General features: G+C 68.4%; 28 protein-coding genes, 1 other RNA gene and 1 pseudogene. 17 read left to right on the forward strand and 13 right to left on the reverse strand.

Features of this window, described 5'->3' with window-relative positions; translation table 11 throughout:
• Positions 1–3: 3 nt before the first annotated feature.
• Positions 4–639: a peptidoglycan recognition family protein gene (locus AB0E69_RS37685; protein ID WP_360157941.1), complete on the forward strand. Its 636-nt coding sequence runs from the start codon at positions 4–6 to the stop codon at positions 637–639.
• Positions 640–720: 81 nt separating this feature from the next.
• Positions 721–1371, forward strand: a complete 651-nt coding sequence (locus tag AB0E69_RS37690; RefSeq protein ID WP_360157944.1) for a dihydrofolate reductase family protein — start codon at positions 721–723, stop codon at positions 1369–1371.
• Here AB0E69_RS37690 and AB0E69_RS37695 read toward each other — a convergent pair.
• Entirely contained in the window at positions 1338–2486 is a 1149-nt protein-coding gene (locus AB0E69_RS37695) for a DUF418 domain-containing protein (protein ID WP_360157947.1), read from the reverse strand. The genes AB0E69_RS37690 and AB0E69_RS37695 overlap by 34 nt on opposite strands.
• On the opposite strand from AB0E69_RS37695, the gene AB0E69_RS37700 reads away from it, so the two are divergent.
• From AB0E69_RS37700 to AB0E69_RS37725, 6 genes are all read left to right on the forward strand, one after another.
• On the forward strand, positions 2485–3204 hold the full coding sequence (locus AB0E69_RS37700; protein WP_360157950.1) for a GNAT family N-acetyltransferase: 720 nt from the start codon (positions 2485–2487) through the stop codon (positions 3202–3204). The genes AB0E69_RS37695 and AB0E69_RS37700 overlap by 2 nt on opposite strands.
• The gene (locus AB0E69_RS37705) at positions 3201–3722 is read left to right on the forward strand and encodes an AAA family ATPase (protein ID WP_360157953.1); all 522 of its coding nucleotides are present in this window, start codon (positions 3201–3203) and stop codon (positions 3720–3722) included. Before AB0E69_RS37700 ends, AB0E69_RS37705 begins: the two co-directional genes overlap by 4 nt.
• A gap of 52 nt (positions 3723–3774) precedes the next feature.
• Positions 3775–5547 (forward strand): NAD+ synthase, encoded by a 1773-nt coding sequence (locus AB0E69_RS37710; protein ID WP_360157956.1) that lies wholly within the window; start codon positions 3775–3777, stop codon positions 5545–5547.
• Between the two features lie 212 nt (positions 5548–5759).
• Positions 5760–7952 carry a 3-methyl-2-oxobutanoate hydroxymethyltransferase gene (gene panB, locus AB0E69_RS37715; RefSeq protein WP_360157959.1) on the forward strand — a complete coding sequence of 731 codons (2193 nt, stop codon included), beginning with the start codon at positions 5760–5762 and terminating at the stop codon, positions 7950–7952.
• Between the two features lie 117 nt (positions 7953–8069).
• The gene (locus tag AB0E69_RS37720; RefSeq protein WP_360157962.1) at positions 8070–9230 is read left to right on the forward strand and encodes an alpha/beta fold hydrolase; all 1161 of its coding nucleotides are present in this window, start codon (positions 8070–8072) and stop codon (positions 9228–9230) included.
• Between the two features lie 24 nt (positions 9231–9254).
• The gene (locus AB0E69_RS37725) at positions 9255–9695 is read left to right on the forward strand and encodes an alpha/beta hydrolase (RefSeq protein WP_360158327.1); all 441 of its coding nucleotides are present in this window, start codon (positions 9255–9257) and stop codon (positions 9693–9695) included.
• On the opposite strand, the gene AB0E69_RS37730 is transcribed toward AB0E69_RS37725, so the two are convergent.
• On the reverse strand, positions 9640–10539 hold the full coding sequence (locus tag AB0E69_RS37730) for an aldo/keto reductase (RefSeq protein WP_360157965.1): 900 nt from the start codon (positions 10537–10539) through the stop codon (positions 9640–9642). The two genes, AB0E69_RS37725 and AB0E69_RS37730, sit on opposite strands and share 56 nt — an antisense overlap.
• 111 nt (positions 10540–10650) lie before the next feature.
• Here AB0E69_RS37730 and AB0E69_RS37735 point away from each other — a divergent pair, with 111 nt between their 5' ends.
• Entirely contained in the window at positions 10651–11148 is a 498-nt protein-coding gene (locus AB0E69_RS37735; protein ID WP_360157968.1) for an NUDIX domain-containing protein, read from the forward strand.
• Here the strand turns inward: AB0E69_RS37735 and AB0E69_RS37740 are convergent.
• Both AB0E69_RS37740 and AB0E69_RS37745 read right to left on the reverse strand, forming a co-directional pair.
• The gene (locus AB0E69_RS37740; RefSeq protein WP_360158339.1) at positions 11145–11321 is read right to left on the reverse strand and encodes a hypothetical protein; all 177 of its coding nucleotides are present in this window, start codon (positions 11319–11321) and stop codon (positions 11145–11147) included. The two genes, AB0E69_RS37735 and AB0E69_RS37740, sit on opposite strands and share 4 nt — an antisense overlap.
• Positions 11322–11383: 62 nt before the next feature.
• Positions 11384–12130 carry a helical backbone metal receptor gene (locus AB0E69_RS37745; RefSeq protein WP_360157971.1) on the reverse strand — a complete coding sequence of 249 codons (747 nt, stop codon included), beginning with the start codon at positions 12128–12130 and terminating at the stop codon, positions 11384–11386.
• A 295-nt stretch (positions 12131–12425) separates the two neighbouring features.
• Here AB0E69_RS37745 and AB0E69_RS37750 point away from each other — a divergent pair, with 295 nt between their 5' ends.
• On the forward strand, positions 12426–13013 hold the full coding sequence (locus tag AB0E69_RS37750; protein WP_360157974.1) for a histone H1-like repetitive region-containing protein: 588 nt from the start codon (positions 12426–12428) through the stop codon (positions 13011–13013).
• A gap of 90 nt (positions 13014–13103) precedes the next feature.
• Here the strand turns inward: AB0E69_RS37750 and AB0E69_RS37755 are convergent, their stop codons facing one another.
• Positions 13104–13292, reverse strand: a complete 189-nt coding sequence (locus tag AB0E69_RS37755) for a hypothetical protein (protein WP_360157977.1) — start codon at positions 13290–13292, stop codon at positions 13104–13106.
• A gap of 54 nt (positions 13293–13346) precedes the next feature.
• On the opposite strand from AB0E69_RS37755, the gene map reads away from it, so the two are divergent.
• Positions 13347–14195: a type I methionyl aminopeptidase gene (map, locus tag AB0E69_RS37760; RefSeq protein WP_360157980.1), complete on the forward strand. Its 849-nt coding sequence runs from the start codon at positions 13347–13349 to the stop codon at positions 14193–14195.
• Complete coding sequence (locus AB0E69_RS37765; RefSeq protein ID WP_360157983.1) at positions 14192–14425, forward strand: hypothetical protein; 234 nt, start codon at positions 14192–14194, stop codon at positions 14423–14425. Before map ends, AB0E69_RS37765 begins: the two co-directional genes overlap by 4 nt.
• Here the strand turns inward: AB0E69_RS37765 and AB0E69_RS37770 are convergent.
• Positions 14413–14742: a GNAT family N-acetyltransferase gene (locus tag AB0E69_RS37770; RefSeq protein ID WP_360157986.1), complete on the reverse strand. Its 330-nt coding sequence runs from the start codon at positions 14740–14742 to the stop codon at positions 14413–14415. The genes AB0E69_RS37765 and AB0E69_RS37770 overlap by 13 nt on opposite strands.
• 122 nt (positions 14743–14864) lie before the next feature.
• Complete coding sequence (locus tag AB0E69_RS37775; RefSeq protein ID WP_360157989.1) at positions 14865–16340, reverse strand: peptidase S10; 1476 nt, start codon at positions 16338–16340, stop codon at positions 14865–14867.
• A 119-nt stretch (positions 16341–16459) separates the two neighbouring features.
• Between AB0E69_RS37775 and AB0E69_RS37780 the strand changes: the two genes are divergently transcribed.
• The gene (locus AB0E69_RS37780; protein ID WP_360157992.1) at positions 16460–16828 is read left to right on the forward strand and encodes a DUF952 domain-containing protein; all 369 of its coding nucleotides are present in this window, start codon (positions 16460–16462) and stop codon (positions 16826–16828) included.
• A gap of 9 nt (positions 16829–16837) precedes the next feature.
• Positions 16838–17236, forward strand: an RNA gene (rnpB, locus tag AB0E69_RS37785) — RNase P RNA component class A.
• 937 nt (positions 17237–18173) lie between these two features.
• On the opposite strand, the gene AB0E69_RS37790 is transcribed toward rnpB, so the two are convergent.
• Both AB0E69_RS37790 and AB0E69_RS37795 read right to left on the reverse strand, forming a co-directional pair.
• A complete protein-coding gene (locus AB0E69_RS37790; protein WP_360157995.1) occupies positions 18174–19163 on the reverse strand; it encodes an ABC transporter substrate-binding protein in 990 nt (329 codons plus the stop codon).
• 26 nt (positions 19164–19189) lie between these two features.
• A complete protein-coding gene (locus AB0E69_RS37795) occupies positions 19190–19921 on the reverse strand; it encodes a DUF899 domain-containing protein (protein WP_360157998.1) in 732 nt (243 codons plus the stop codon).
• A 102-nt stretch (positions 19922–20023) separates the two neighbouring features.
• Between AB0E69_RS37795 and AB0E69_RS37800 the strand changes: the two genes are divergently transcribed.
• Together AB0E69_RS37800 and AB0E69_RS37805 are read left to right on the forward strand one after the other, a co-directional pair.
• The gene (locus AB0E69_RS37800) at positions 20024–21169 is read left to right on the forward strand and encodes a hypothetical protein (RefSeq protein WP_360158001.1); all 1146 of its coding nucleotides are present in this window, start codon (positions 20024–20026) and stop codon (positions 21167–21169) included.
• A gap of 57 nt (positions 21170–21226) precedes the next feature.
• Positions 21227–22144: a hypothetical protein gene (locus AB0E69_RS37805; protein ID WP_360158004.1), complete on the forward strand. Its 918-nt coding sequence runs from the start codon at positions 21227–21229 to the stop codon at positions 22142–22144.
• Position 22145: 1 nt separating this feature from the next.
• Here AB0E69_RS37805 and AB0E69_RS37810 read toward each other — a convergent pair.
• A pseudogene (locus AB0E69_RS37810) lies at positions 22146–22637 on the reverse strand (GNAT family N-acetyltransferase); the annotation flags it as partial.
• Between the two features lie 48 nt (positions 22638–22685).
• Here AB0E69_RS37810 and AB0E69_RS37815 point away from each other — a divergent pair.
• Positions 22686–23249, forward strand: coding sequence for a TetR/AcrR family transcriptional regulator (locus tag AB0E69_RS37815; protein ID WP_360158007.1), 564 nt, complete (start codon positions 22686–22688; stop codon positions 23247–23249).
• Positions 23250–23269: 20 nt separating this feature from the next.
• On the opposite strand, the gene AB0E69_RS37820 is transcribed toward AB0E69_RS37815, so the two are convergent.
• The 3 genes from AB0E69_RS37820 to AB0E69_RS37830 are packed head-to-tail and all read right to left on the reverse strand — an operon-like array spanning position 23270 to position 26542.
• The gene (locus tag AB0E69_RS37820; protein WP_360158010.1) at positions 23270–24703 is read right to left on the reverse strand and encodes an RNB domain-containing ribonuclease; all 1434 of its coding nucleotides are present in this window, start codon (positions 24701–24703) and stop codon (positions 23270–23272) included.
• A gap of 4 nt (positions 24704–24707) precedes the next feature.
• Positions 24708–25832, reverse strand: a complete 1125-nt coding sequence (locus AB0E69_RS37825; protein WP_360158013.1) for a bifunctional RNase H/acid phosphatase — start codon at positions 25830–25832, stop codon at positions 24708–24710.
• Positions 25829–26542, reverse strand: a complete 714-nt coding sequence (locus AB0E69_RS37830) for a C4-type zinc ribbon domain-containing protein (protein ID WP_360158016.1) — start codon at positions 26540–26542, stop codon at positions 25829–25831. Before AB0E69_RS37830 ends, AB0E69_RS37825 begins: the two co-directional genes overlap by 4 nt.
• Positions 26543–26563 lie beyond the last annotated feature (21 nt).

A 26563-nucleotide genomic window follows, 5' to 3' on the forward strand; every position in this document is an offset into this window, starting at 1 on the left:
CGGGTGTCCCGGCGTACCCTGCTCGGCGCGACCGCCGGCGGCGTACTGCTCGGTGGCACCCTCCTGCCCAGCGCAGCCCAGGCCGCTCCGGCGCCCCGCTGCTACACGCGCACCGAATGGTCGGCGCGCCCGCCCAAGTCCCCGACGCAGGTGATCGGCAAGCCCGACCACATCGTCATCCACCACACCGCGAGCCCGAACGTCACCGACTACTCGCTCGCGGCGGCGTACAAGGTCCAGCACTGGATCCAGGACCTGCACATGGACACCAACGGCTGGATCGACATCGGCAACCAGCTCACGATCAGCCGCGGCGGGTTCCTGATGGAGGGCCGGAGCAAGTCGTTGTCGGCGATCAACAACGGCCAGAACGTGCTCGGCGCGCAGACCGCGAACAACAACAGTCATACGATCGGGATCGAGCACGAGGGCATCTACACGAACGCCGACCCGACGACGGCGCTGTTCGACATGTCGGTGCTGACGTGCGCGTGGCTGTGCACGAAGTACAACCTCGATCCGCACGTCGCGATCGTCGGGCACCGGGACTACGTCGCGACGACGGTGTGCCCGGGCGACGTGTTCTACGCAAGACTGCCGGAGCTGCGTGACCGGGTCGCGGCGGTCCTTCAGGGTTGACGCCCGAAACTGATGTCAAGACTGGCGTGACGGCTCCGACCCTGTGGTGAACGCACCCACCAGAGAGAAGGAGCCCCAGCCATGTCCAAGGTCCGCATCCACAACTTCGCGATCTCGCTCGACGGGTTCGGTACCGGCGAGGGCCAGTCGCTCGAGGCGCCGTTCGGCCATGCCGGCGAACGGCTGCACGACTGGTACGTCGTCACTCGCTTCTTCCAGGAGATGCGTGGCGAAGCCGGTGGCACGCTCGGCGTCGACAACGCCTTCGCCCAGCAGCACGAGCAGGGATTCGGCGCCGAGATCATGGGCGCCAACAAGTTCGGTCCGCCCGGATGGCAGGACGATCCGGAGTGGAAGGGCTGGTGGGGTCCGAACCCGCCGTTCCACAGCCCGACGTTCATCCTCACGCATCGTCCGCGGCCCTCGATCGAGATGGAGGGTGGTACGACGTACCACTTCGTCGACGCGAAGCCGGCCGAGGTGCTGGAGCAGGCGCGCGCAGCGGCCGAGGGCGCCGACATCCGGCTCGGCGGCGGGGCGACCGTGATCCGGGAGTTCCTGTCCGCGGGGCTGGTCGACTACATGCACCTCGCGCAGGTCCCGATCGTTCTCGGCCGCGGCGAGCGGGTGTGGGACGGGCAGGAAGGGCTGGAGCAGACCTACGACATCGAGGCGATCTCGAGCCCGTCCGGCGTCACTCACCTGACCTTCACGCGCAAGGACCTTCCGTAGGTGATGCGGCGGATCAGGAGTTCGAACGGGCCGCGATAGTCGTGGCGGCGCATCTGGTCGGCCATGAAGACGGTCGCCAGCCAGGTCGCGATCGCCAGGATTGCGGTCGTGGTCGTCGTGAGTGTGTGGGACAGGTCGAGCAGGTACGGCGTGAAGACGACCGCCCACACCACCGATTGGGACAGGTAGCACGTCAGCGAGCGTTGGCCGACGGCGGCGATCGCTCGGGTGACCGGACCTTTGCGGAGTCGGGCGGCGATCAGGACGATCAGGGCGGCGTACCCGAAACCGCCGAAGACACCGGTTGCGTCGTGCAACGGTCCGAGGATGGTCTGGGCGTGCGTGCTCGGCGGGGCGAGTACGCCGCCGGTGACGAGTGAGAGCGGGAGAGCGCCGGCGATCGCGATCGTGAGTCCGAGGATCGCGGTCGTGCGGAGCAGGGTGCGGTGCTGCTCCGGGCGTTCGAGGATGCGCCGGCGGCCGGCCCAGAGTCCGATCAGAGCCGGAGTCACGAAGCCGATCCAGCCCATCCCGGCGATGAACGGCTGGACGACGATCCGGTCGGCGAACTGGCCGAGGAAGTCGGGCGGCAGCATCGCCGGGTCGGCCGCGTCGGAGGCGGTGGCGAGCGAGTCGTCGCTGGGTAGTGCGGTCAGGACGAGAACTGCCGCGGCGACGATGAAGAGCCAGCGGTCCTTCCAGCGCAGGGCCCAGACGCCGAAGAAGAGCAGTACGCCGTACGCCGCGAGAATGTCGCCGATGTAGAGCAGCATCGCGTGGACGAACCCGAGGACGACGAGGACGAGGCTGCGGCGCCAGAGCAGCAGCCGTACCGACCACCAGCCGGCGCCGTCCTCGCGTTGCCGACGGACGATCTGCGCGACGCCGTACCCGAAGAGGACGCCGAACATCGGGAACGCGCGACCGTCGACCAGCGTCGCGATGAGCATGCCGATACCGCGGTCGAGCGCGGAGCCGCCGGTCGGGAAGCCGCCGAAGACGCGGTCGCCGTAGATGAAGTAGTGCGAGTTGGCGAGCGCGATGAAGAGCAGCATGAAGCCGCGTGCGAGGTCCGGGCCCAGGGCGCGCTCACTCAGGCCGGTTGGTCCGCTCATGCCTTCGAGTGAACCGGTGGTCGAGACCTTTCGCGTCCGCCGAAAGTTTCCGGGTGGTGAACCTTCGTCGCTGTTCGATGACGGAATGCACGCCGAGGTACTCACCCGCTGGCAGCGCGGCTGGTCGCTGGCCCGCGGCTGGATCGACTACAGCAGCACCGACGGCGTCACGACCGTGAACATCGGCGAGCCCGACCGCCGCGTCGAGTACGTCACCACGTCAGAACATGCGGCCACCGCCGTAAAACTCGCCCAGACCGACGGCCACCCTCCAGGTACGTCGTGGCTCGCGATCGCCGCCGACGACCCCGCCGCCATCGCCCCACTCGAGCTCCTCCGCACCGAGTGGCTGATGACGATCGCCCTCGCGGATCACCCCATCCACCCGGTCCCCCCGCCGTACCGCCTCGAGGTCACCGCGAGACCCGCGGTCATCGACGCCCACATCTACGGCTACGGCGAACTCGCCGCCTCCGGCCGGATGACGGTCCTCCGCAGCGACGCCATCGCCGACATGATCTACACCACCCCCGCCCACCGCCACCGAGGCCTGGCGAAAGCCACCATGACAGCCCTAACCCAAGCCGCCCACCACCAATCCGCCACCACCGGCCTGCTATCGGCCTCCTGCGAGGGCCGCTCCCTTTACCACTCACTCGGCTGGACCACACTCACCAACCTCGTCGTCGCCCGCACCCCAGTACCGTCCCCCGTATGAAGCAGCTCATCGTCTTCACCGGTCTGCCGGGCACCGGGAAGTCAACCCCGGCCGAAGCGCTCGCGGTGGAGAGTGGAGTGCCCGCCTTCGCAGGCGACTGGTTGCTCGGGGCCCTCAGACCGCACGGCGTGCTGACCGGCCTCGACCGGCCGGCGTTCCTGGCGATGTACTACGACCTGCTGGAGACGCTGGCCAAACGACAGCTGATGCTCGAGCAGTCCGCGATCGTCGACTGTCTGGTCAACGACGAGATCGTCGGGCGGTGGGACGAGTTGGTGACGGGGCTCGGTGGGCGGCTGCGGATTGTTGAGTGTGTTTGTACTGATCAACGGGTGCATCGGAGTCGGCTCGAGGGGCGGCGGCGTGGGATTCCGGGGTGGGCTGAGGTGGGGTGGGAGCACGTGGAGAGGATGCGGGTGGAGTACCCGGGGTTGACGGGTTCGCGCCTGACTGTGGATGCGATGGATTCGGTGCGGCGCAACCTCGATCGGGTGCGGGAGTTCATTCGGCATTCGTAAGGACCTGGTGAGGGGCGTGGGGAAGATCCGCGGGACCCAGTAATGTGCTCCCGTGGCTCAGGTTCGGGTGGGGTTGGCTCAGGTTGATGTGACCGTGGGTGATATTGCCGGGAACGCGGACAAGGTTGTCGCGTGGACCCGGAATGCGGTCGAGCGTGGGGCGCACGTGGTGGCGTTTCCGGAGCTGTGCCTGACCGGGTATCCGGTGGAGGATCTGGCGTTGCGTGGGTCGTTCGTCGATGCGTCGCAGGCCGGGATCCGGAAGCTTGCCGAGCGGCTGAACGACGAGGGGCTCGGCGACATCGTCGTCGTGTGTGGGTACCTCGACCGGGCGAGTGGTACGGCGATGGGGATCGACCGGCTCGGACGACCGAAGGGGTCGCCGACCAACGCGGCCGCGGTCATTCACCAAGGGCGCGTGGTGACGAGTGCGGTCAAGCACCACCTGCCGAACTACGGGGTCTTCGACGAGTTCCGGCACTTCGTCCCGGGCAACACGTTGCAGGTCGTGCGGATCCACGGCGTCGACGTCGCGATCGTGATCTGCGAGGACCTCTGGCAGGACGGTGGACCGGTCGCGGTCGCGCGCGAGGCCGGCGCCGGCCTCCTCCTCGTCATCAACAGCTCGCCGTACGAGGCCAACAAGGACGACCTCCGCGGCGAGCTCGTCAGCCGCCGCGCCCGCGAGGCCGGCTGTTCGCTCGCCTACGTCAACCTGGTCGGTGGCCAGGACGAGCTCGTCTTCGACGGCGACTCGCTGATCGCCGATGCCGAGGGCAAGATCTTCTCCCGCGCACCGCAGTTCGAGCAGGGCAGCATGGTCGTCGACCTCGAGCTGCCTGCCGCATCAGGTACTCCGTCCGGTACGCACGAAGGCATCGAGATCGTGCACACGGTCATCCACGAGGACCCGGTCGCGCCGTACGACGCAATGGACGCCGCGATCGCCCCGCGGCTGTCCGACGAAGCGGAGATGTACCACGCCATCGTCACCGGCCTCCGCGACTACGTGCAGAAGAACGGCTTCAAGTCCGTCCTGCTCGGCCTGTCCGGCGGCATCGACTCCAGCCTCGTCGCCGCGATCGCCTGCGACGCGATCGGCGCCGAGCACGTCTTCGGGATCTCCAACCCGAGCGTCTACTCCAGTGACCACTCCAAGGACGATGCCGCGGACCTGGCCGCGCGCACCGGCCTGAACTACCGGGTGATCCCGATCCAGCCGATGGTGCAGCCGTTCATCGACACCCTCGGCCTGACCGGTCTGGCCGAGGAGAACCTGCAGGCCCGGGTCCGCGCGGTGATCTGGATGGGTCTGTCGAACGCCGACGGCCACCTGGTGCTTGCCTGCGGCAACAAGTCCGAGCTGTCCGTCGGCTACTCGACCATCTACGGCGACGCCGTCGGCGGGTACGCACCGCTCAAGGACGTCCCGAAGACCGTCGTCTGGCGGCTCGCGAAGTGGCGCAACGAGGACGCGAAGGCGAGAGGTCAGCAGCCCCCGATCCCGGCGAACTCGATCGCCAAACCGCCGTCGGCGGAGTTGCGGCCGGGGCAGCAGGACACTGACTCGCTGCCCCCGTACGATCTCCTCGACGACATGCTGGACGACTATGTCGAGCAGGACCGCGGCAGCGCCGAACTGGTCGCCGCGGGTTTCGAGGCCGAGCTGGTCACGCAGGTGATCCAGCTGGTCGACCGCGCGGAGTACAAGCGCCGGCAGTACCCACCGGGCCCGAAGATCACCCACAAGGCCTTCGGCCGGGACCGCCGGTTGCCGATCACGAACGTATGGCGTGAGGACGCACGGAAGGCAGCCGAGCACTGAGCGACTCCTGGCGGTACCGCCCCTCCACAGACAACCCGTGGGCCTCGTCCGAGGAGACCCACGACCGCTCCGGCCTGCCCAAAGAGCCGTACCAGGATCCGCACCGGGATCCGCACCGGGATCCGCACCGGGATCCGCACCGGGACGATGTGAGCGATCGCTCACCCACAGCCGGTGGCGCTCACCCTCCGCGACGGTGGGACGATGAAGGCATGGTTGACAACTTCCTGTCGGCCGGTACCCAGGGCGACGACGAGGAGTTGCCCTCGCCGTACGGGACCGGACCGAAGAACCGGACAACCGAGGAGCACCGCCGCTCGGACTACGACAACGACAACTGGCGGGAGCGGGGCGCGAGCTCCGGCCTGGACCCGTCGCCGTCGCTTCCGAACGCACCCCGCACGTACGAGCGCGGCCCGGTGCCGCAGCAGCCGTACGTCCCCAAGCCGCCGTACCTGCCGGCCGCCCCGCCACCACCTCCCGCGCAGCAACCTGCCCAGCCCCAGCAACCACGGTACGGCGACCAGCCGCAGCGGCAGGAGTACTACGGGGACTACCAGGAGCAGAGCCCGTTCCGGCCGCAGCAACCGCCGGCGCAGCAGACACCTCCCGCGCAGCAGGGGCGGCCCAGCCCCTTCGGGCCGGGAAGTGGGAGCAACGGCCACGGCAGCAACGGTCACGGCTCCAACGGCGTCACGCCGAGCCGTCAGCAGCCGCCGGCAGCACCGCCGCAGCAACAGCAGCCGCAGCGTCCGCCCGCGCCGCCTCAGGCCTCGTCGTCGAGCAATGGTGTCAGCCATCGGCCCCAGGCTCCGCAGGGCTCCAACGGCAGCGCCAATTGGAGCGGTCAGGCACCGCAGCCAAACCCTGCCCAGAGCAACGGTGTGGGCAACGGCTTGACTCAGCAACCGCCGCGGCCACCGCAGCAGACTCCGCCGGCACCGCAAGCCCAGGAGCAACAGCCCCGCCAACCAGACCCCCAACTCCGGCCCGAGCAAGGCAGGCCTGAGCAAGTGAGGTCGGAGCAGGTCAGGTCGGAGCAGGTCAGGTCCGAGCAGGTCAGGTCCGAGCAGGTCAGGTCCGAGCAGCCGCGCCTGGACGAGTCGCGCCCGGAGAAGCTGCGTGCGGAACAGTTGCTCGCCGAGCTGCACCGACAGGAGCAGCGCCTGCAGGAGCAGCGCAGGTCAGGCCAACTCCAGCCCGAGCAGCACCAGCCCGAGCAGCAGGAGTCCGGGCCGCAGCGGCAGGCGCCTACTTCCCCGGCGAACTACCCGGTGGAGAACCCGACGATCACGGCGTACATGCCCGAGGCGATCGAGGCCTACCAGCAGGAGCAGCCGCGCAAGCAGGACAGCGGCTACCTGTCGGACCCGAGCGCGGAGTACGAGAGCAACGCCCCCGTGTCCGAGGAGCCCAAGCGACTAGGGGGCCGTCGCCGCGCAGACGTCCAGCAGGACGCCCCGCCGCAGGTCACGTCGGAGCAGGTCTCCTCGCACCGCGCAGCCCGTCGCGCCCAGGTGTCCGCGAGTACGGCGCCCGGTGTCGAAGGCACGTCCACACCCGCCGAGAACCGGCCCGCAAGCGGTAGTCAGTCCGACGGCAGCAAGCGCCCGCGCCGGTACCGCGTGCACCACCTGCGCGACATGAAGCACCGCGGCGAGAAGTGGGCGATGCTCACGGCGTACGACCAGTACACCGCCGAGATCTTCGACCAGGCCGGCATTCCGGTCCTGCTCGTCGGCGACTCCGCCGCGAACAACGTGTTCGGGTACGACACCACGCTGCGCGTCACCGTCGACGAGCTGATCCCTCTTGCCCGCGCCGTCGCCGGCGCGGTCGAGCGGGCGCTCGTGGTCGCGGACCTGCCGTTCGGTTCGTACCAGGCCTCCCCCGAGCAGGCGTTCCACACGGCCGTCCGGTTCATGAAGGAAGCCGGCGTGCACGCGGTCAAGCTCGAGGGCGGGCGGACCGTCGTACCGATGGTCGAGAAGCTGACGCAGTCCGGCATCCCCGTGATGGCGCACATCGGCTTCACGCCGCAGAGCGAGCACAGCATCGGCGGGTACCGCGTGCAGGGTCGTGGCGACCAGGCCGCCGGTCTGATCGACGACGCGGTCGCTCTCGCCGAAGCAGGCGCGTTCTCGGTCGTGCTCGAGATGGTTCCCGGTGATGTCGCGGCCGAGATCACCAAGCGGGTGACGATCCCGACGATCGGCATCGGCGCGGGCCGCGACACGGATGCCCAGGTGCTGGTCTGGCAGGACATGGCCGGACTCCGCGCGGGCACGATGCCGCGATTCGTCAAGCAGTACGCCGATCTGCGCGGAATCCTGACCTCGGCGGTCTCCGAATACGTCGCGGACGTTGCCTCCGGCGCCTTCCCGGGCGACGAGCACACGTTCTAGACCGGTTGCGGTTCGCAGTCGTTCCATAGCGGTCCGAAGTATCTTCCGGTCCGGCCGAGTTAGGCCTTGCCGGACGGTAACCACCGGGTCACCCTGTTGGCGGCACAGGGAGGGCCGATGAGAATTCGTCGATTGATCGTCGCTGCCGGGGTTTCGTTCGGACTGGTCGCGGGGCCGCTGGCGGTCACGCTACCGGCAGCGCACGCCGTACCGTCCACACCTTCGGGACCGGCGAGTTACACACCACCAGCGGTGACGTGGGGCACGTGCGCCGATCCACGGCTCGCGCGGCGTGGCGCGGACTGCGGGTTCGTCGAAGTACCGCTGGACTACAGCCATCCGAACGGGACGAAGATCCAGCTGGCCGTCTCGCGACTGCGGCACACGACGCCGGACGCGCAGGCGCAGGGGCCGATGCTCGTGAACCCGGGCGGACCGGGCGCGTCAGGGCTGATCTACTCGGTGTTCCGCGACTTCATCCCGAACGACGCGGGTCAGTCCTACGACTGGATCGGGTTCGACCCGCGCGGTGTCGGCGCGAGCCTGCCGTCGCTGCATTGCATCCCGGACTACGCCGGCTACAACCGGCCGCTCTACGTGCCGGTGACAGCCCACCTCGAGAACGTCTGGCTGCAACGCTCCAAGGCGTACGCGAAGGCGTGTGACGCCGCGCAGCACGCGCTGCTCGGGCACCTGACCACCCGCGAGTCGGCGTACGACCTGGAGAGCATCCGCAAGGCGCTCGGCGCTCCGCAGATCAACTACTACGGCTTCTCGTACGGCACGTACCTCGGCCAGGTCTACGGCACCCTCTACCCGAACCGGCTGCGGCGCGTCATCTTCGACGGCGTCGTGAACGCCACCCGGGTCTGGTACGCCGCCAACCTCGACCAGGACGTCGCGTTCCAGAAGACGATCACGGTGTTCTTCCAGTACGTCGCCGCCCACAACTCGACCTGGCACCTCGGCGCCACCGAGAAGGCAGTCGAACTGCGGTACTACTCGGAGCTCGCCAAGCTCGTCGGGCACCCAGCCGACGGCAAGATCGGTCCGGACGAGTGGACCGACATCTTCACCTCGGCGGCGTACTACGTGTACGGCTGGGTCGATGTCGCGACCGCGTTCTCCGAGTGGGTGCACAACCGCAACGCCCAGCCGCTCGTCGACCTGTACGGCAGCCCGCCCTTCGACGACAACGGGTACGCCGTCTACCTCGGCGTCTCCTGCACGGACACGAAGTGGCCGACGAACTGGCGCACGTGGCAGCGGGACAACTAGCGGACGTTCGCCAAGGCGCCGTTCCTGACCTGGGCCAACGCCTGGTTCAACGCGCCGTGCGCGTTCTGGCCGGCCAAGGCGGGCACACCGGTGCGGGTCGACGGCCGCAAGGTGCAGTCCGCGCTGCTGATCAGCGAGACGCTGGATCCGGCCACGCCGTACTCCGGTGCGCTGCAGACCCGCAAGACGTTCCCGAACTCGGTGCTGATCGAGGGCGTCGGCGGTACGACGCACGCCGGGTCGCTGTCCGGCGTGGCGTGCACCGACGACAAGATCGCCGCCTACCTGGCGACCGGTGCCTTGCCGGCGCGGGTCAAGGGCAACCGATCCGACGTCCAGTGCGACCCGGTGCCGGCGCCGGAACCCACCACTGCACTCGTCGGAGCTGCTGCGGCCTCCGCTGCGAAGGCTAACGCCAAGGCAGCGCTGATCGCTCGGTCCAGTACTCCTCGACCTGTTGGGTGAACTCAGTGAGTGGGCCGTCGACCTGATAGGCGAGGTTGCTTTCGAGCTGCTCGGAGGTGATCGCGCCACTCAGGACCACGTCGGCCCACGGCTGGGACATCGCCGCACCGATGGCCAGCGCGTCCGGCGCATGGTGGTGCTTGGCAGCGAAGGTGTTGAAGGGCGTCTCACCGGCACGTGCGGTGAGACGCCCGTTGGCGACGGCTTCCTTAACGACCACGAACCAGCCGGCGTCGTGCGCTTCGGCCAGCGCCGGCGCGGCTGACGTCTCCAGTACGTTCCAGGTGGCTTGTACTGCGCTGAACGGGCCGCCCAGCTTCAGCGCCTTGCGCAGGGTCTCGGCTTGGTGCGGACCGCTCGTGGACAGTCCGACGCGAACCCCGGTGTCGGCCAACTCGCGCAGGCGGTCGAGCAAGCGCTTGTCGTCCAGCGCTGGGCTGTCCGTGGTCAGGCTGTGCACCAGGTAGAAGTCCGGCGGTCCACCAAGCGCTTGCAAGGTCTCCGGCCACTGCCGCTCGAACGTCGCCAGGCTGTGGTCCTTCACCTCGTGCGTGTCCGCGTCGTGCCGCCAATCGGCGACGTACGTGTAGCCCCACTTCGAGCCGATCGTCAGGTGGGTACGGCGTTCCGGCGTCAGCCACTCGCCGAGGAACTTCTCGGCAAGGCCGTACGAACGCGCGGCGTCGAAGTACCGAACTCCTGCCTGCCAGGCCTGCTCGAGCAGCTGGTGCGTGCGGAGGCGCAGGTCTTCGACCGCACGTCCTGCCGACAGGTCCTCGTCGTGGCCGAGGTTGATGTAGCCAGGACGCCCGAGGGCGGCGAGACCCAGACCGATGCTTGCCATGTTTCGATCGTAGGTGTCCGGGGCAACAAGGCGACGTCCTGTGACATGGGCGTGTGAGACGCGCCGCACGAGTCGACCGGCGATGCTTCGGGTCGCTTACCGTTTTGTGGTGTGAGCGAATACCAGTTGCCCCCGCCAGGCACCGTGCGTCGACGGACGACGGCACGCGTGCTGCCGGTGCGCCCGGACGGCAAGGTGTTGCTGCTGCACGGCTGGGACCCGCTCAAACCGCAGACGCCGTACTGGTTCACGATCGGCGGCGGGGTCGAGGACGGCGAGACTGTCCCCGAGGCCGCGAGCCGGGAGCTGCGGGAGGAGGTCGGCATCGTGCTGCCGGTCGACGCGCTCGGTGCGCCGGTGGCGACGAACACGATCGAGTTCGAGTGGGGCGGGTGCCCGATCATCCAGCACCAGACGTTCTTCGCGGTCGCGGTGGACGGCGTCGACGTGACGTTCGCGAACCAGGAGGAGCTCGAGCTGCAGACGATCAGCGCGCACGGCTGGTGGTACGGCGACGACCTCGAGGCGACCGGTCAGGCCGCGCACGTCACGATCCCTGCGCTGCTCCGCCAGGCCGCGGACGCGATCACCCTCCGCCGCGCTTCTTAACGGGCGCGGGCTTCCTTCAGGATCTTCTTCGGGACCTTCTTGTCCACCTTGTAGTGCACCTTGTCGATCCGCTCCGCGCAGCCGGCCTTGGACAGGCGCATCAGCACCACCGGGCACTTCTTGCACCTCGGCTTGTCCTTGCAGCACTTCTTCTTCGCGGTCATCGACGGCACCCGGCGAGTGTAGGTGAGGCACACCTAACCGGCTAGAGGTCGGCGGGTGATCGTGGCGGACGTCACGCCAGCTGTCCGCTCAGCAATTCCCGCGCTTCGACCAGGGACGGGCCGTACCAGGTGAGATGGCGGCCCGAGACGCAGCGCGCGGGTTTGCCGAATGCCTCCGGTCCGTCCGCCGGGTTGAACGCATAAGGCTCGTCGGGAAGCACCGCCACGTCGTACTCCGGTAAGTCGGCCGGGTCGAACCGTGGATAACGCTCGCCGGATTCCTTCAGCACGTTGTCGATGCCGATCCGGGACAGCAGATCGCCCGCGAACGTGTCGCGGCCGAGCGCCATCCACGGCCGCCGCCAGATCGGAATCACGGCCCGCCGGCGCATTCCGTCGTACGGCGTGCTCCACACCGCGCGTGCTTCGTGCAACCACGCCGGTACGTCGCCGGTGATCGCGGACAGCATGCGCTCGAGCGAGTCGAGTGATTCGGGGACGGTTGTCGGCGCGGTGATCCAGACCGCAATTCCACGGTCTCGCAACGCGTCGAGATCGGGTCCGCGATTCTCTTCCGCGTTCGCGACGACGACGTCCGGTGCGAGCTCGGCGATGCGGTCGAGGTCGGGATTCTTGGTACCGCGAACCCGCGTCACGTCGAGGTCCGCGGGATGCGTACACCAGTCGGTCGCACCAACGATCAAGGACACGTGCGTGGCCGCGATCGACTCCGTCAACGACGGCACGATGCTGACCACGCGGGTCACGTCGCGCGGTAGTTCGACGGCGTTGTGGAGGTCGTCGTACCGGGTCGTCATCGGGCTCTCGCACCTCTCTCGCGCAGGACGTTGCCGACGACAACACTCCCCGATCGGGCCCGAAGACGCGCAGATCGTGCGCGTGTCGCCAAGAAATTCTTGGCCCGTTCCGGCATGCTCGGAGCGGCGCGAAATCCCTTCTGCACAAGGATTTCCGGCAAATCCCGGCCGTTTTGCCGCGACTTCTCCTTAACCTGTGGACGTTTCGGGTGCTTTACGTAAGGCACAAGTGTTGTCATCATCGTGACGACGAGGAATCCACCGTGGTTTTCCTCAGCCGCACCAAGGAGGCAGAGTGCCAGCCAAGAAGGCAGCCGCAGGGAAGGCGACAGCCAAAAAGGCTTCTCCCGCCAAGAAGACTGTCGCCAAGAAGGCGCCGGCCAAGAAGGTCGCCGCGAAGTCGACGGCCACGCGCAAGGTCAGCGCCGCGAAGAAGACAGTGACGAAGAAGGTGAGTGCGGCCAAGAAGACGACCGCCGCCAAGAAGACGGTGGCGAAGAAGGCCCCGGCCAAACGGGTGGCTGCAAAGAAGGCCACCACCGCCAAGAAGGCCGTTGCGAAGAAGGCCCCGGCGAAGAAGGTCACGGCCCGCAAGACCGTTGCCAAGAAGGCGCCGGCGAAGCGCACGACCGCCGCCAAGAAGACGACGACGGCAGCGAAGAAGACGGTCGCCAAGAAGGCCACGACCGCACGCAAGACGGCCGCCAAGAAGGCGCCCGCAAAGAGGGTCGCCGCGAAGAAGGCGCCCGCGAAAACGGCGGCCAGGAAAGCGCCGGCGAAGCGGGTAGCGGCGAAGAAGGCCCCGGCTCGCACCGCGGCCAAGAAGACCGTCGCCAAGAAGGCGCCGGCCCGTAAGGCACCGGCGCGTCGCGTCGCCCGCTGATCCGGGCCCGGCGACGGACGTCATCGCAGAGTTGAGGGGCACCACCTTTCGCGGGTGGTGCCCCTCGGTGCTGCCGCGGTCAGTCGTCGGTCAGTCGTCGTTCCACTTCGGGTCGTTGTCCCACTCCTCGTTGCGCTCCTGCGCTTTCTCGAGGGCCCGGGCGGCTTCCTCCGGGGAGCTGTACGGACCGAGCCGGTCGCCCGACTTGGCGCCCTGGTACGGCTCGACCTTGCCGGTCTTCGTGTTGTAGTACCACTCGTTGCTGTGATCGTCGCTCATCTGGATGACCTACCTCCCGGGAGTCTTGTCGCAGCTCTCTAGAATGATCCCACCATGTCGATCATTAGCCCTGGCGTCATCTCGCCGCGTCGTGAAGTCCCGGTATCCATTCCGCGCCCGGAGTATGTGGACAAGCCGGCGCCGACGCCGTACGACGGTTCTTATGTGACGTCGCCCGAGCTGATCGAGAAGATGCGGGTCGCGAGCAAGCTGGCCGCGCAGGCGTTGCAGGCGGTGGGCGCCGCGGCGAAGCCGGGCGTGACGACGGACGAGCTGGACGCGATCGGTCACGAGTACCTGGTCGAGCGCGGTGCGTACCCGTCGACGCTGGGCTACCGCGGGTACCCGAAGTCGTTGTGCACGTCGGTGAACGAGGTAATCTGCCACGGCATCCCCGACGACCGCGAGCTCGAGGACGGCGACATCGTCAACGTCGACATCACCGCGTTCCTGGATGGGGTGCACGGCGACACCAACGCGACGTTCCTGGTCGGCGACGTCGACGAGGAGAGCCGGCTGCTGGTCGAGCGCACGCAGGAGGCGCTGAACCGCGGCATCAAGGCGGTCAAGCCCGGACGCCAGGTCAGCATCATCGGCCGGGTGATCGAGTCCTACGCCAAACGCTTCGGGTACGGCGTGGTCCGCGACTTCACCGGCCACGGCATCGCGACGTCGTTCCACTCCGGCCTGATCATCCCCCACTACGACGACGAACGCTTCGACGACGTGATCGAACCCGGGATGACGTTCACCATCGAGCCCATGCTCACCCTCGGCACCTACGACTACGACCTCTGGGACGACGGCTGGACCGCCACCACCAAGGACAAGTCCCGCACCGCCCAGTTCGAACACACCCTCGTAGTCACCGACACCGGCGCCGAAGTCCTCACCCTGCCGTGACGATCACGCAGTACGAGCGCGCCCACCTCGCGGGCGTAATCGCACTGTGCGAAGCCGAAGGCCGGCCAAGCCTGGTAGCAGACCCGACCCGCTCCCACGCCGTCCTCACCGCCCCCGGCGTCACCACAGTCGTAGCCCTCGACGGCGACCTGGTCACCGACACCGCCGAAGCCTTCTACACCTCCTTCGACCACCGCAAGTTCACCGGCTTCCGCATCTACCCGTCCTGAAAGCCCAGGCTGCGGTAGAGGGTGATTGCCGGGGTGTTGTTCGCATCGACTCTGAGGGCGACGGTGGTGCTTGCGCACGGAGTCAGGAGCAGATGCGCGAGGCCTTGGCGGCGGTGGGTTCTGGCGGTGAAGAGTTCGATGATGAACGGGCAGTCCGGGGTGTCCGGCCAAGGGGCCCGCTCGACCACGAGACTCGCACCGACCAGCTGATCCCCATCCCACGCCAACCGGCTCAGCGCTGGATCGAGCACGCCGTACGCCGACTCGAAGGTGAGCCGGATGTCTTCGACGGCTTCGTCGAGAGTTGCCGAGGCCACGCCCGGGTCGTAAGCCTCGAAGTACAAGCGGCCCAGGGGTCGGGTGTCGGCCGGCGTGGGTGGACGGAGCGTCGCGCCGGCTGACGGCGGTGCCTGGATCGGCGCCGGTTGGCGGATGAGGATCAACGGTTGGAGGACGTGGTGATGAAGGTTGCCAGGTCTGCGGATTGTTGGATTCGGGAGGGGTTGTGGACGTACATCATGTGGCCGGCGGGGTAGTACTTGACCTCGATGTTGGTGGTGAGGTCTGCGGGGATCTGTAGGCGGGACAGGGTGTTCTCGGTGGCGAAGTACGGGGTGGCGCCGTCGTAGTGGCCGGAGGCTACGTGGACCTTGAGGTGGGGGTTGACGCGCATCGCCTCGGCCAGTTTTTCGGCGACGGTGATCTGCTGGCCTTCGAACTCCTTGTAGGACCAGTTCTTCGCGGCGTCCATGCTCAGTACCTCGTACGGCAGGTCGTTGTGGTACTCGAGCTCCATCCGCAGGTAGTGGTTCAGCGCGGCGGCGTACGGCCCGGTGATCGCGTTGAACGACGGGTCGCGGTCCGGCGTCTCCGAACCGTAGTCGGGGTTCCAGCCGGTGAAGCGCCCGTCGAGCCGCCCGACCGTCTGCCGGCGCGAGCGCAGCAGTTCACCGAAGAAGCGCATGTGCTCGATCCGCAGGTTCACCCGGTCGATGTAGTCCTCGCTGAGACCGGTCAGCTCGGCCAGGCGGGTGACGACCTCGGCCCGGTAGTCCGCCGGAATACGGTTGCCCTGGGCAAGCGCATTCGGGTACCTTCCGGCCGCGAACCGCTCCGCGTCCGCGAGCAGCTCCTCGAGCGACCGGTCCGGGACGAGACCGTGGTAGTGCGCGATCGCGGCGTACGTCGGCAGGAACAGCGTGTACGGCAGGTCGTTGCCCGGCGTGAAGTCGAGCGTCCCGAACTCCAGCACCGCCGAGATCAGGATGACCCCGTTCAGGTACATCCCGTACCGCTCCTGCAGGTGCGCGGCCAGCCCGGCCGCCCGCGTCGTCCCGTACGACTCCCCGGCCAGGAACTTCGGCGACATCCACCGCCCGTTCCGCGACGTCCACAGCCGGATGATCTCGCCGACCGACTCCAGGTCGCGGGTGAAGCCGTGGTAGTCCCCCGGCTTCTCCCCCTCGACCGCGCGCGAGAACCCGGTCGACACCGGGTCGATGAACACCACGTCGCTGTGCTTGAGCAGGGTCTCGGCGTTGTCCACGATCGAGTACGGCGGCGGCGCGAGGTCGCCCACGTCGCCGGACACGACCCGGCGCGGGCCGAGCAGACCGAGGTGCAGCCAGATGCTCGACGAACCCGGCCCCCCGTTGAACGCGAACGTCACCGGCCGGTCGGCTGCTTCCGCGTCGTCCAGGGTGTACGCGGTCAGGAAGACCTCGGCCTTCGGCTTCAGCCCGTCGAACTTCCCGTCGGTGATCACCTCCTGCCGGAGCACGATCCGCCCGGTGGTCGCGGTGTACCGCAGCTCCTGCCCGTCGACGGTCAGCGTGTGCCGCGTCGTCACCAGGTCGTCGACCGGTTTCGGCGGCTCCGTCGTACGCGGCTTGTCGGTCTCCTCAGCACTCGCCATGCCGCGAAACTTACCGCACCGAGAAAGCGTCGATCCCGGGTTGCTGGTTTGGCGCCGGACCTGATCGCGGTCGACGTGGCGAGGCGCGGGCGGGTGGTCGGCGTTCTAGTCTGGGGCGCATGGCGACGATCTTTCACCTCGCGTTCGCGGACCAGTGGGCGGCCGCCCAGGAGGCCGGCAGCTACCGGTGGTCGACCCGCGGGAAGAGCCTCGACGACGGCGCGACGTTCATCCACGCCTCCCGGCCGGAGCAGGTCGCGATGGTGGCCAACTTCGCGTACGACGATGTCGACGTACCGCTGTGCCTGCTCGTGATCGACACCGAGCGGCTGGTCTCCGCCCTGTGCGACGAGGACCTGGACGGGACCGGGATGAGCTTCCCGCACATCTACGGGCCGCTGAACCTGGATGCGGTGGTCGAAGTACGCCCGTACACCCGGGGTAGCGACGGGCGGTGGCCGGAGGTCGCGCCGGAAGCCGTATCCTGAAAGCAGGAACGGGTCGGTCGGGCGATCGCGTCGCCCTGGCAACAGGGCGCCGAGGAAAGTCCGGACTCCACAGGGCAACGTGGTGGGTAACGCCCACCCGGGGTAACCCGCGGGACAGTGCCACAGAGAACAGACCGCCAGCGGCTCCGGTGAACCCCGTGGTTCATCGGAGTGCGGGTGAGGGTGAAACGGTGGTGTAAGAGACCACCAGCTCCGCAGGTGACTGCGGAGGCTCGGTAAACCCCACGTGGAGCAAGGCCAAGAAGGGCGATGGGCAACCACCGCCCGCGCGAGCGTCCGAGGGCTGCCCGCCCGAGCTCGCGGGTAGGCCGCTGGAGGTGCCCGGCAACGGCCACCGTAGATGGATGATCGCCACCACAGAATCCGGCTTACAGACCGACCCGTTCCTCTTATCCACCCCGCGTGTGTATCCGCCCCACGCGTAGCTCCGCGGCCGCTCTGTCGTCGCTCCGCTCCTCCTACGCGGCCACTACGTGCGCTCCCACCCACCCTCCGGCTTGGCGCCGGCTTCCTGCCAGCTGCCGCTGGCGGGTTCGCGGCTGGCGCCGCGGGGTTGCTCGCTGCCGCTCGCGGGTGACTACCCCGGGCTGGCGTACTAGGCGTCGTACTGCTGGTGTCGGGTGCTGGTGGTAGTCCCATCGCGGTGCTACGCACAGCTCCTTCGTCGCCGAGCTACGCGCCGCCCCACCCACCCTGTTTGTTCGGGGCGGGCGCCCCGGTGTTCCGGCTGACGCCGGGAGTTCGCTCGCTGCGCTCGCGGGTTGCGAGCTACCGCTCGCGGGTTCGCGGCTGGCGCCGCGGGGGTGCTCGCTGCCGCTCGCGGGTGACTACCCCGGGCTGGCGTACTACTCGTCGTACTGCTGGTGATGGGCTGAGGTGGCCCGACTCGGCCTGCGGGGCGCGGGTGATCTTCGGAGATTAAGTGTCACCAGGTGGCATTTTTGTTCCGGAGATCTCACCGGGTAGAGGGAAGGCGGCGTGATAACTCGCGCGGATCGGCTACTGGCGTCGGACAAGGTGGTGAGGGCGACTGGCCCGGGCTGGCGTACTACGCGCCGTACTGCTGATGCGTGGTGCAGGTGGTTAACCCAGCGCGGTGCTACGCACGGCTCCTTCGTCGCCGCACTACTCGCCGCCCCACCCACCGTCTGTTCGGGGGCGAGTGCCCCGGTGCACCTGGCTGGCGCCGCGGGGTTGCTCGCTGCGCTCGCGGTGAATACGTCGGGGTGAATTCTTCGTAAGTCCACGCTGTCAACACGTGCTGCTGGTCGGACCACGGACCCGGCGGCACATCCTCGACGTACTCGCGTTCTGGCTGTCCGGTTCACCCGGTGTGGAGGGTGCGGAAGTGGGTTGGGTTGGCGGGGTCGCGGTCGCTGACTTGGATGGGCGGCTGCGTCCATTGCCAGACGGGGATTTCGGGGGTGCGGGTGAAGGTGATTTTGCCGCGGGTGCCTTCGGTGGTGATCTGGGACCAGTTGTTGGCGCGGAGGTAGTCGGCCAGGGCAAGGATCGTGTCGTAGCCCTCGAAGGCTACGAAGGATGGGTTGTGGAGGGTGGCTGCTACACGGGTACCGAGGGGGGTCAGGGTGGGCGGGAGGTAGCGGAGGAAGGGGATCCCGGCGCCGGACTGGTTGGCCCATTCGGGGAGTTCTGGTTGGCCGGCGGGGGCGCCGATCAGGAGGTTGGGGAGGGTTTGGCGGATGGTTTGGGCGAGGGTGAGGGCCGGCTCGGGGTGGCCGGTGAGGAGGAGTACGGCGGTGACGGTGGTGCGTGCTAGCTCGGCGCAGGTGTCCGCCGGGGTCGTCAGTGGGAGTTCGGTGACGGTCAGGTGTTGCTGGAGGATGCGGGTGCCGGCGGTCCAGTAGATGCTTGGTTGGGTGATGACCGCGATGTTCGTGTGGCCTTGGGTGCGGAGGTAGTCGGCGTACAGGGTCCAGCCGCGGGACTGCGGTGGGGCGATGCGGGCGACCCAGTCGGTGGGCTCGTCGGTGAGGGCGTCCAGGACGGCGGACGAACAGAGGAACGGCAGGCGGCGTACGACGGCTTCGGCGGCTGCGGCGCGGGCTACGACGCTGTGGTACTCGCCCACGACCGCCGCCACGCCGAGGTCGGCGAACTCGTCCACGGCCGCCGTGGCGCGGTCGGCGTCGGCGGCAGTTTCTCGGACGAGTAGTTCCAGCGGTTGGCCGTCGATGCCGCCGGACTCGTTGACGTCGTGTACGGCCAACTCGAGTCCGGCGACGAGGTGGCGGCCGGCCTCGGCCCAGCCGGGTGGGGTCAACGGCGCGAGGGCACCAACCTGGATGGTCATACCAGCCATTCAACAAGCTTCGGAGGCTAGTGGCAGTGGTCCGTGGTGGCCGGGAGGCTTCGGCCGGCTGGCTTTTCCCATGGCTCTTGGCGGCCGAGTGCGGTCAGGTCCAGCGCGGTCGGGGTGAACGACATGGAGTCGGCGCCGCGGCCGTACGTCGAGTACGTGTGGTAGACGGCGTCTCCGTCGTACAGGAAGCAGCTCAGGCCGTGCAGATCGAACGGCTGGTCCTGCTGGATGAAGCCGTTGTTCGGGCGGGCGTCCCACTCGGCCTTCGAGCGGTAGTTGTACTCGAACGGGACCTTCGACTCGTCCAGCGTCACATGGAAGTCGTAGTTGAAGTCGCTCTCGAACGACGAGTACCACGGGTACTCCCAGCCGTGCTCGGCGGCATAAGCGACCAGCTTCTCGTACGGCGCCCGCGACACCAGCGCGAACGTGGTGTTCAGCCCGTGCATCGCGTCGACCTTCCCGATCTCCTCGACGAACGCGGTGCAGTTCGGGCAGCCGGCCGACCACTCCGGCGGGTACATGAAGTGGTACACCACCAGCTGGGCGCGCCCCTCGAACAGATCCAGCAGCCCGGCCTCGCCCGACGGGCCGGTGAAGGTGTACGGCTTGTCGATCCGCACCATCGGCAGCTCCCGGCGCCGCGTGTTCAACGCATCCCGCGCCTTGGTGAACGCCTTCTCCTCGTCCAGCAACGCACGGCGAGCCTGCAGCCACTCTTCGCGAGACACGACCTCTGGCAAACTCATCACACAACTCCTAGGCAGTCGACACGGACCTCGGTACGTCGGAGCCATCAGCCCGACCTCGACATCCAGCTGATGCGATCGTCTGGATGAGACACTGGCCGCATGCGGAGGCGCGTGCGGACTGGTGTCGTCATTCTGCTGCTTGTCCTGCTGCTGGGTGGGGCTGGGTATGTGGGATGGGTGCTGGTACAGCGGTCTGAACCGGTGTCCTTGCCTGAGCCAACGGGCAACTATCAGGTCGGCCGCCGCACCTACGAGTGGACCGACACCGCACGCAGGGATCCGTACGCCGCAGGTCCGCGCAAGCTCGCCGTCTGGCTCTGGTACCCGGTGGCCAAGTCGACGACCGGCCGCCACGTCGAGTACGCGCCGGGCCTGTGGAGCGGTCTGCACCTGAAGCAACCGGTGTCGGTCTTCCAAGGACCGTTCGACACCTTGCAGGACAGGGCATTGGACCGCGTCGCCATCGCGCCCGGACAGTTCCCGACCGTCGTACTGATGCCCGGCATGGGCCTGAGCGCACCCATGTACGCCGCTCTCGCCGAAGACCTCGCCAGCCACGGCTACCTGGTCGCCGGCGTCACCCCGACGTACAGCGCCAACCTCACCGTGCTCAACGGCCAAGCGATCACCAGCAAACCGGAGGCCAACCCCTCCAACCTCGGCGACAGCAGCGACGCGGCGCAGAAGGTCGGCGATCATCTCGTCACCATCTGGGCCGCGGACGCACGCTTCGCCGCGGCTATGGTCGCGAAGCAACTACCAGGGTCGGTCCAGTCCGCCGTCGGGACGTCGTACGTCGGCCACTCGTTCGGCGGCGCCGCCTCCCTCGAAGCCTGCCGGCTGGACCCGAAGTGCGCGGCCGCGGCCGACCTCGACGGCAGCCAGTTCGGGGACGTGGTCACCAAAGGCGTGAACGCGCCGATCATGCTGCTCGGAGCCGACGACTCCTGCATGACCAGCGTCTGCGGCCCGGACGCCAAGAACGATGCCGACCGCAACCGCGCAATCTCCTTGCTCAAGGCAAGCAAAGGTACGTCGTGGTGCGCCACCGTCCCCGGCGCCCGGCACTTCAACTTCACCGACTACGGCGTCTACTACCTGGCCCTCCCGCTCCGCAAGTTCCTCCCGCTCGGCAGCATCGGCCCCCGGCACGCCCTCACCGTCACCAACGGCTACCTCAACACCTTCCTCAGCCACGCCCTCTACAAGACCCCGGCCCCCGGCGCCCCCGCCTGCCGCTCATAACTTTCCACCCGCGAGCAGCATCATCCAGGTAGTCCCGTCCCACACCTGGAGCATCGAATGCTGAAGAAGCTTTCCGCCCTGGCGCTGACACTGGCCGCGGCAGTCCCCGCCGGCCAGGCCCACGCCGAAGTACCGACGCGAGCGGCGGCCACGTCCTGCAGCCTCCAAGCCGGCACGTTCAACGCCGCCGGTGACTTCACCTACCAGTCCCTCCTCGCCTCCAACCCACCAAGAGCAGCTGCGGGCACCGCGGCCACGGGCATCTTCCCGGCCGGACCGGTGCGGCTCGCCGGCTCGTTCGACACCGACAACGGCGACAGCGACTTCCCGGTCGCCCGCGGCGGCAATGCAGTGGTCGGCGCCCGGATGTACAACGTCATCTACGCCGTCGACAACCAGGCCGGCACCACCCAGGTCCTGACCAGGCAGCTGATCGGCGGCGGCTGGGACCGGATGATCGCGTTCGAGGACTCCTACCCGGCGATCGGCGGTCGTCAGCGGTTCGAGTACGCGCTCCGCGCCGACGGCACTCTGCTGCGCTGGCTCGTCACCAGTGACGTGCACAACCAGCAGACGTGGACAGCGCGCGGCTCGGTGGCCGGTTTCGCGGCCGTGAAGACGATGACGCTGATCAGCCAGAAGCCGACGTACGACACCCTGCTGATGAACACCAAGGGCGGTGCGCTCTACACCGTCCGGATCCCCGTCACCACCGCCATGAAGACGACAGTGACGAAGGTCCGCACCTCCACCTGGCAAGGGTTCGAGCGGCTGCTCGCCGAGCGATGCGGCCAGCACGGCACGCTACTTCTCGGGATCGACAAGGACAGCGGCGCCGGTTACCTGTACGCGGTCGGCCAGGCGGCCGGCGCGAACACGGTGATCAACGCCATCGGCAAGGTCCCCGCGACCTTCCAGAGCACAGCCGATTTCCGGGCATTGTGGCTGGACAGCCTGCCGCTTGTCGGCGACTGAGCTAAAGGTCCAGCTCGTAGTACTGGCCGACCAGTTCGTCGCCCCACAGCTCGTGCTTCTCCGAGCTGGTCAGCTGGAAGCCGCGGGCGAGGTAGATGCGGCGGGCAACGGCCAACGGATCGTTGGTCCACAGCACCATGCGCTTGTAGCCGGCCGCGCGGGCGAAGGCGAGGCAGGTGTCGACCAGGTCGGCGCCCAGGCCGAGGCCGCGGGCGGTCGGCGACACCAGCAGCAGCCGCAGTTGCGCGATCCCGTCGTCAGGCCCGCGGACGCAGAAGATGCTGCCGGCCCGTTCCCCGTCCACCTCCGCGATCCACGCCTGCACGCCCTTGTCGTCCATCTCGGCGCCGAACTTGGCGACGATGTCCGCGATCAGCTTTTCGTACCCCAGTCCCCAGCCGTACTCCGCCGCATAGATCTCGGCATGCGCCTGCACCACCCAGCCGAGGTCCCCGGGGCGCTCGCCGAGTTTCCTGATGAGTTTCGCCATGTCCCTACCCGATCTACTGACACGAGTGTTTCAGTGCGTAATACTAGCCCCGTGCCGACCACGAAGCCAGCCCCGTCCGCGCGCGAGACCGAACTGCTCGAGCGCGCCTACGCGTACTCGCTGACCCATGGCCTGGCCGACCTGTCCCTCCGCCCGCTGGCGACCGCGATCGGCTCCAGCCCCCGCGTGCTGCTGTTCCTGTTCGGCAGCAAGGACGGCCTGATCCGGGCCCTGCTCGCCCGCGGCCGCGCCGACCAGCTCGAGCTGCTCCGCAGGATCGACGAGCAGTACGCCGAACCGCCCGGGCTGACCGTGATCGCCCGCGAACTGTGGGCCTGGCTGTCCGCTCCCGAGCGCCGGCCGTTGATGAAGTTCTGGGTCGAGGCGTACGGGCGCTCGCTCGTCGCACCCGAAGGCCCGTGGGCGGACTTCGGCCGCTCGACGGTCGACGACTGGCTTGACCTGCTCAAGGCCTGTCAGCGCGATCCCGACGCTCCCGAGGCGGCGGCCCGGCGTACCGGCGTACTCGCGATGCTCCGTGGCGCGCTGATGGACCTGCTCGCGACCGGCGACCTGGACCGCACCACGGCCGCGGTCGAGGACTACGTCAGCTGACAGCCAGCACCAGACACGGCCTAGGCGAGCTCGAAGGCGATCGTGCGCTTGGCGATGTCGGCCTCGACGAGCTTGACCCGGACCCGCTGGCCCAGCGGCAGCGGCGACGGACCGGTCACCCGGCCCTCGATCGCCAGCGTGGACAGCGCGACGATGCCGCGGGTCGTCTCTCGCTCGTCGACGTCGGTGATCACGCCGTCGAAGGTGGATCCGACCTGGTCCGCGACCAGCCCGGCCTCCACCATGCTGACGATCGACCGCTCGTACGCGTGCGCGCGCCGGTCCGCGTCGTCCATCACCTTCGGGATCTCGTCCATCGAATCCCGCACCCAGGCCGGTACGTCGGTGCCCGCGGACAGCGCCACGCAGATCTCACCGGCCCACCGATCGACCAGGCGGCGCAGCGGCGCGGTGACATGGGCGTACTCCGCCTTCATCGCCGCATGCTCGGGCTGCGCCGGCACCGTCCCCGCGAAAGCGACGTACCCCGCGCCGCGAAAGAGCACGGTGCAGGCCGCGAGCATCGCCGCGTGCGCCGGCACCTTCGGGTCGAGCCCGTGGATGAACGCGGCGTACGACGTCTCCTCGGGCCAGCTGATGCCGAGGGCCTTGGCGGTGTTGCCGAGCTTGCGGCGCAGGTCGTCGTGCGACTCGGGCAGGGTGCGCAGGATGCCGATCTTGCCCTTCATCATCAGCTCGCCGGCGGCCATGCCGGTGAGCAGCGAGATCTGCGCGTTCCAACCCTCGACCGGCAGCGGCGCGCGGAACTCCAGACCCCAGCCGTGGTTGGAGGTCACGACCTCCTGGTCCGGGATCGGCAGGTTCACTCCCCCGCGCGCGAGCTCGCGCTGCTCGCGGAGCTTGCCGACCTCGCGCAGCAGCTGGAGCGACTCGGACGCCGTACCAGCGTCGAGGTCCTGCTGTACGCCGGCGTAGTTGAGCTTCGCCCGCGACTTCACCAGGGCTCGCTCGCAGGTGACGCCCGTACCCTCACCGGTCGCATCGACCGTGATCGTCCACAGCAGTGCCGGCCGGATCTGGTCGGGCAGCAACGACGCGGCACCCTCGGACAGCTCCGGCGGGTGCAACGGGGTCCGCTTGTCCGGTGCGTACAGCGTCTCGCCGCGCCGGCGCGCCTCGGCGTCGATCGGGTCGCCAGGCTGGACGAATGCCGCGACGTCCGCGATCGCGTAGTGCACGGTGTAGCCGTCGCCGGACCGCTCGATGTGCAAGGCCTGGTCGAGGTCCATCGAGTCCGGTGGATCGATCGTCACGAACTCGATGTCGGTCCGGTCCAGCGCCGGCAGCCGAGGACTCTTGGCCGCCGCCAACGCCGCCGCGGTGACCTCAGCCGGGAAGCTGTCCGGGACCTGCTGCTCGCGCCGGATGTCCTGCAACGACGCCCGGAAGACCTCCGGGACCTCCTCGACGAAACGAACCCTCTGCAGCGGCATGAGGTCAGACTAGCGATGGCTGGACGTTGAAGGAGCGGAGCGACGCGAGGCCGTCGGCGTACCAGTTGATCTCGGTGAGGGTGGCCGGCTTGAGCTCCATCCGGAACATGGATGCCATCGGGGCCTGCAGCACCGACCGGACCATCAGCTTGATCGGGGTGACGTGCGTGACCACGACGACCGTCTTGCCCGGGTACCGAGTCAGTAGGCCGTCCCGCGCCGAGCGCACCCGCCGCGCGCATGCGTCGAACGACTCGCCACCAGGCGGCGCGACCGACGTCGAGTCCAGCCACGCGTTGAGCGCGTCCGGCCACTTCTGCTGCACCTCGGCGAACGTGTACCCGTCCCAGTCACCGAACGAGCACTCCACCCAGCCGTCGTCCACCACCGGCTCCAGACCAAGCCCAGCAGCGACCACAGCCGCAGTCTCACGCGTCCGCTGAAGCGGCGACGTCACCACCGCGTCGACCCCACCGATCCGCGAGAGGTACGACGCGGCCGCGGCCGCCTGCGCCCGCCCGGTGTTGCTCAACGACGGGTCGTCACCGCCAGAACCCGAGAACCGCTTCTCCACGGTGTGCGGCGTTTCGCCGTGCCGCAGGAAGATCAGCTGGGTCGGCGGCTCGGCCTGCGCACCCCAACCCTGCAAGGCCTTCTGCAGATCCGACGGCTCCTGCGCGACGGCCGGTCCAGGACCGGCTGCCTCCGGCTTCAGCGGGATCGGTACGCCGTCCAGCGCCATGTTCGCCAGCGCGTCCGCGGCCGCGTTCTGCGCGCGCGGCACCCAGGTCCACTCGGTCCCGAACGGCGCCAGCCCCTGCGCCTTCATCGCCAGCGGCTGCAGGTCCGGGTGCTTGATCTTCCACCGGCCGGCCATCTGCTCGATCACCAGCTTGGAGTCCATCCGCACCTCGATCGAGGCGTTCGGCGCGTACTCCGCGGCCAGCTCGAGCCCGGCGATCAGACCGGAGTACTCCGCGACGTTGTTGGTCGCCCGCCCGAGCGTCTTCCCTTGCTGGGCAATCACCGCACCCGTCGCCGGATCCCGCACGAGAGCGCCGTACGCCGCCGGCCCCGGATTCCCGCGCGATCCACCATCAGCCTCGACGATGACGTGATCCAGACTCATACAGAACTCTCCGACGTCCGCACGAGAATGCGGCCGCACTCCTCACAGCGCAGTACGGCGTCCGGCGCGGCGGCCTTGATCGCGTTGAGGTCGGACGGCGCGAGCTCCATCCGGCAGCCCATGCAACGCTTGCCGACCAGTGGCGCGGCGCCGATGCCGCCGTTGTGCTCACGCAGCCGCTGGTACTGCGTGACGAGCCCCTCCGGCAGCTCCGCCAGAACCGTCGTCCGCTTGCCCGCGAGCTCGGCCCGCTGCTCGTCCAGCTCCTTGAGCGCGGTATCGCGCGTGGTCTCCAGCTCGGCCTGCCGGCCGCTGAACGCCTCGGCGCGAGCGCGCAGGTCGGCCTGCACCGCCTCGGCCGCCTCGAGCTTCTCCATCACCTCGAGCTCGGCGTCCTCGAGGTCGGCGATCCGCCGGTCCAGCGAACCGATCTCGTGCTGCAGGTTCTCCAGGTCGCGCGGCGAGGTGACCTGACCGGAGTCGAGCCGCTGCTGGTTGCGCGCCTTGCGCTGGCGCACCTGGTCGACGTCGGAGTCGGCCTTCTTCTGCTCACGCTGCAGGTCGCTGACCTCGGTGTCCGCGGTGACCAGCTCGCGGTCGACCACGGACTTCTCGGCGGCCAGGTCCTTGAGCGCCTGGTGCTCGGGCAGCGCGCCGCGCTTGTGCGCGACCTGATCCAGCTGCAGGTCGAGGTCCTGCAGGTCCAGCAACCGGCGTTGGACGGCGGGCTC

The sequence above is a fragment of the Kribbella sp. NPDC026611 genome (assembly GCF_040638345.1).
GTDB lineage: Bacteria > Actinomycetota > Actinomycetes > Propionibacteriales > Kribbellaceae > Kribbella.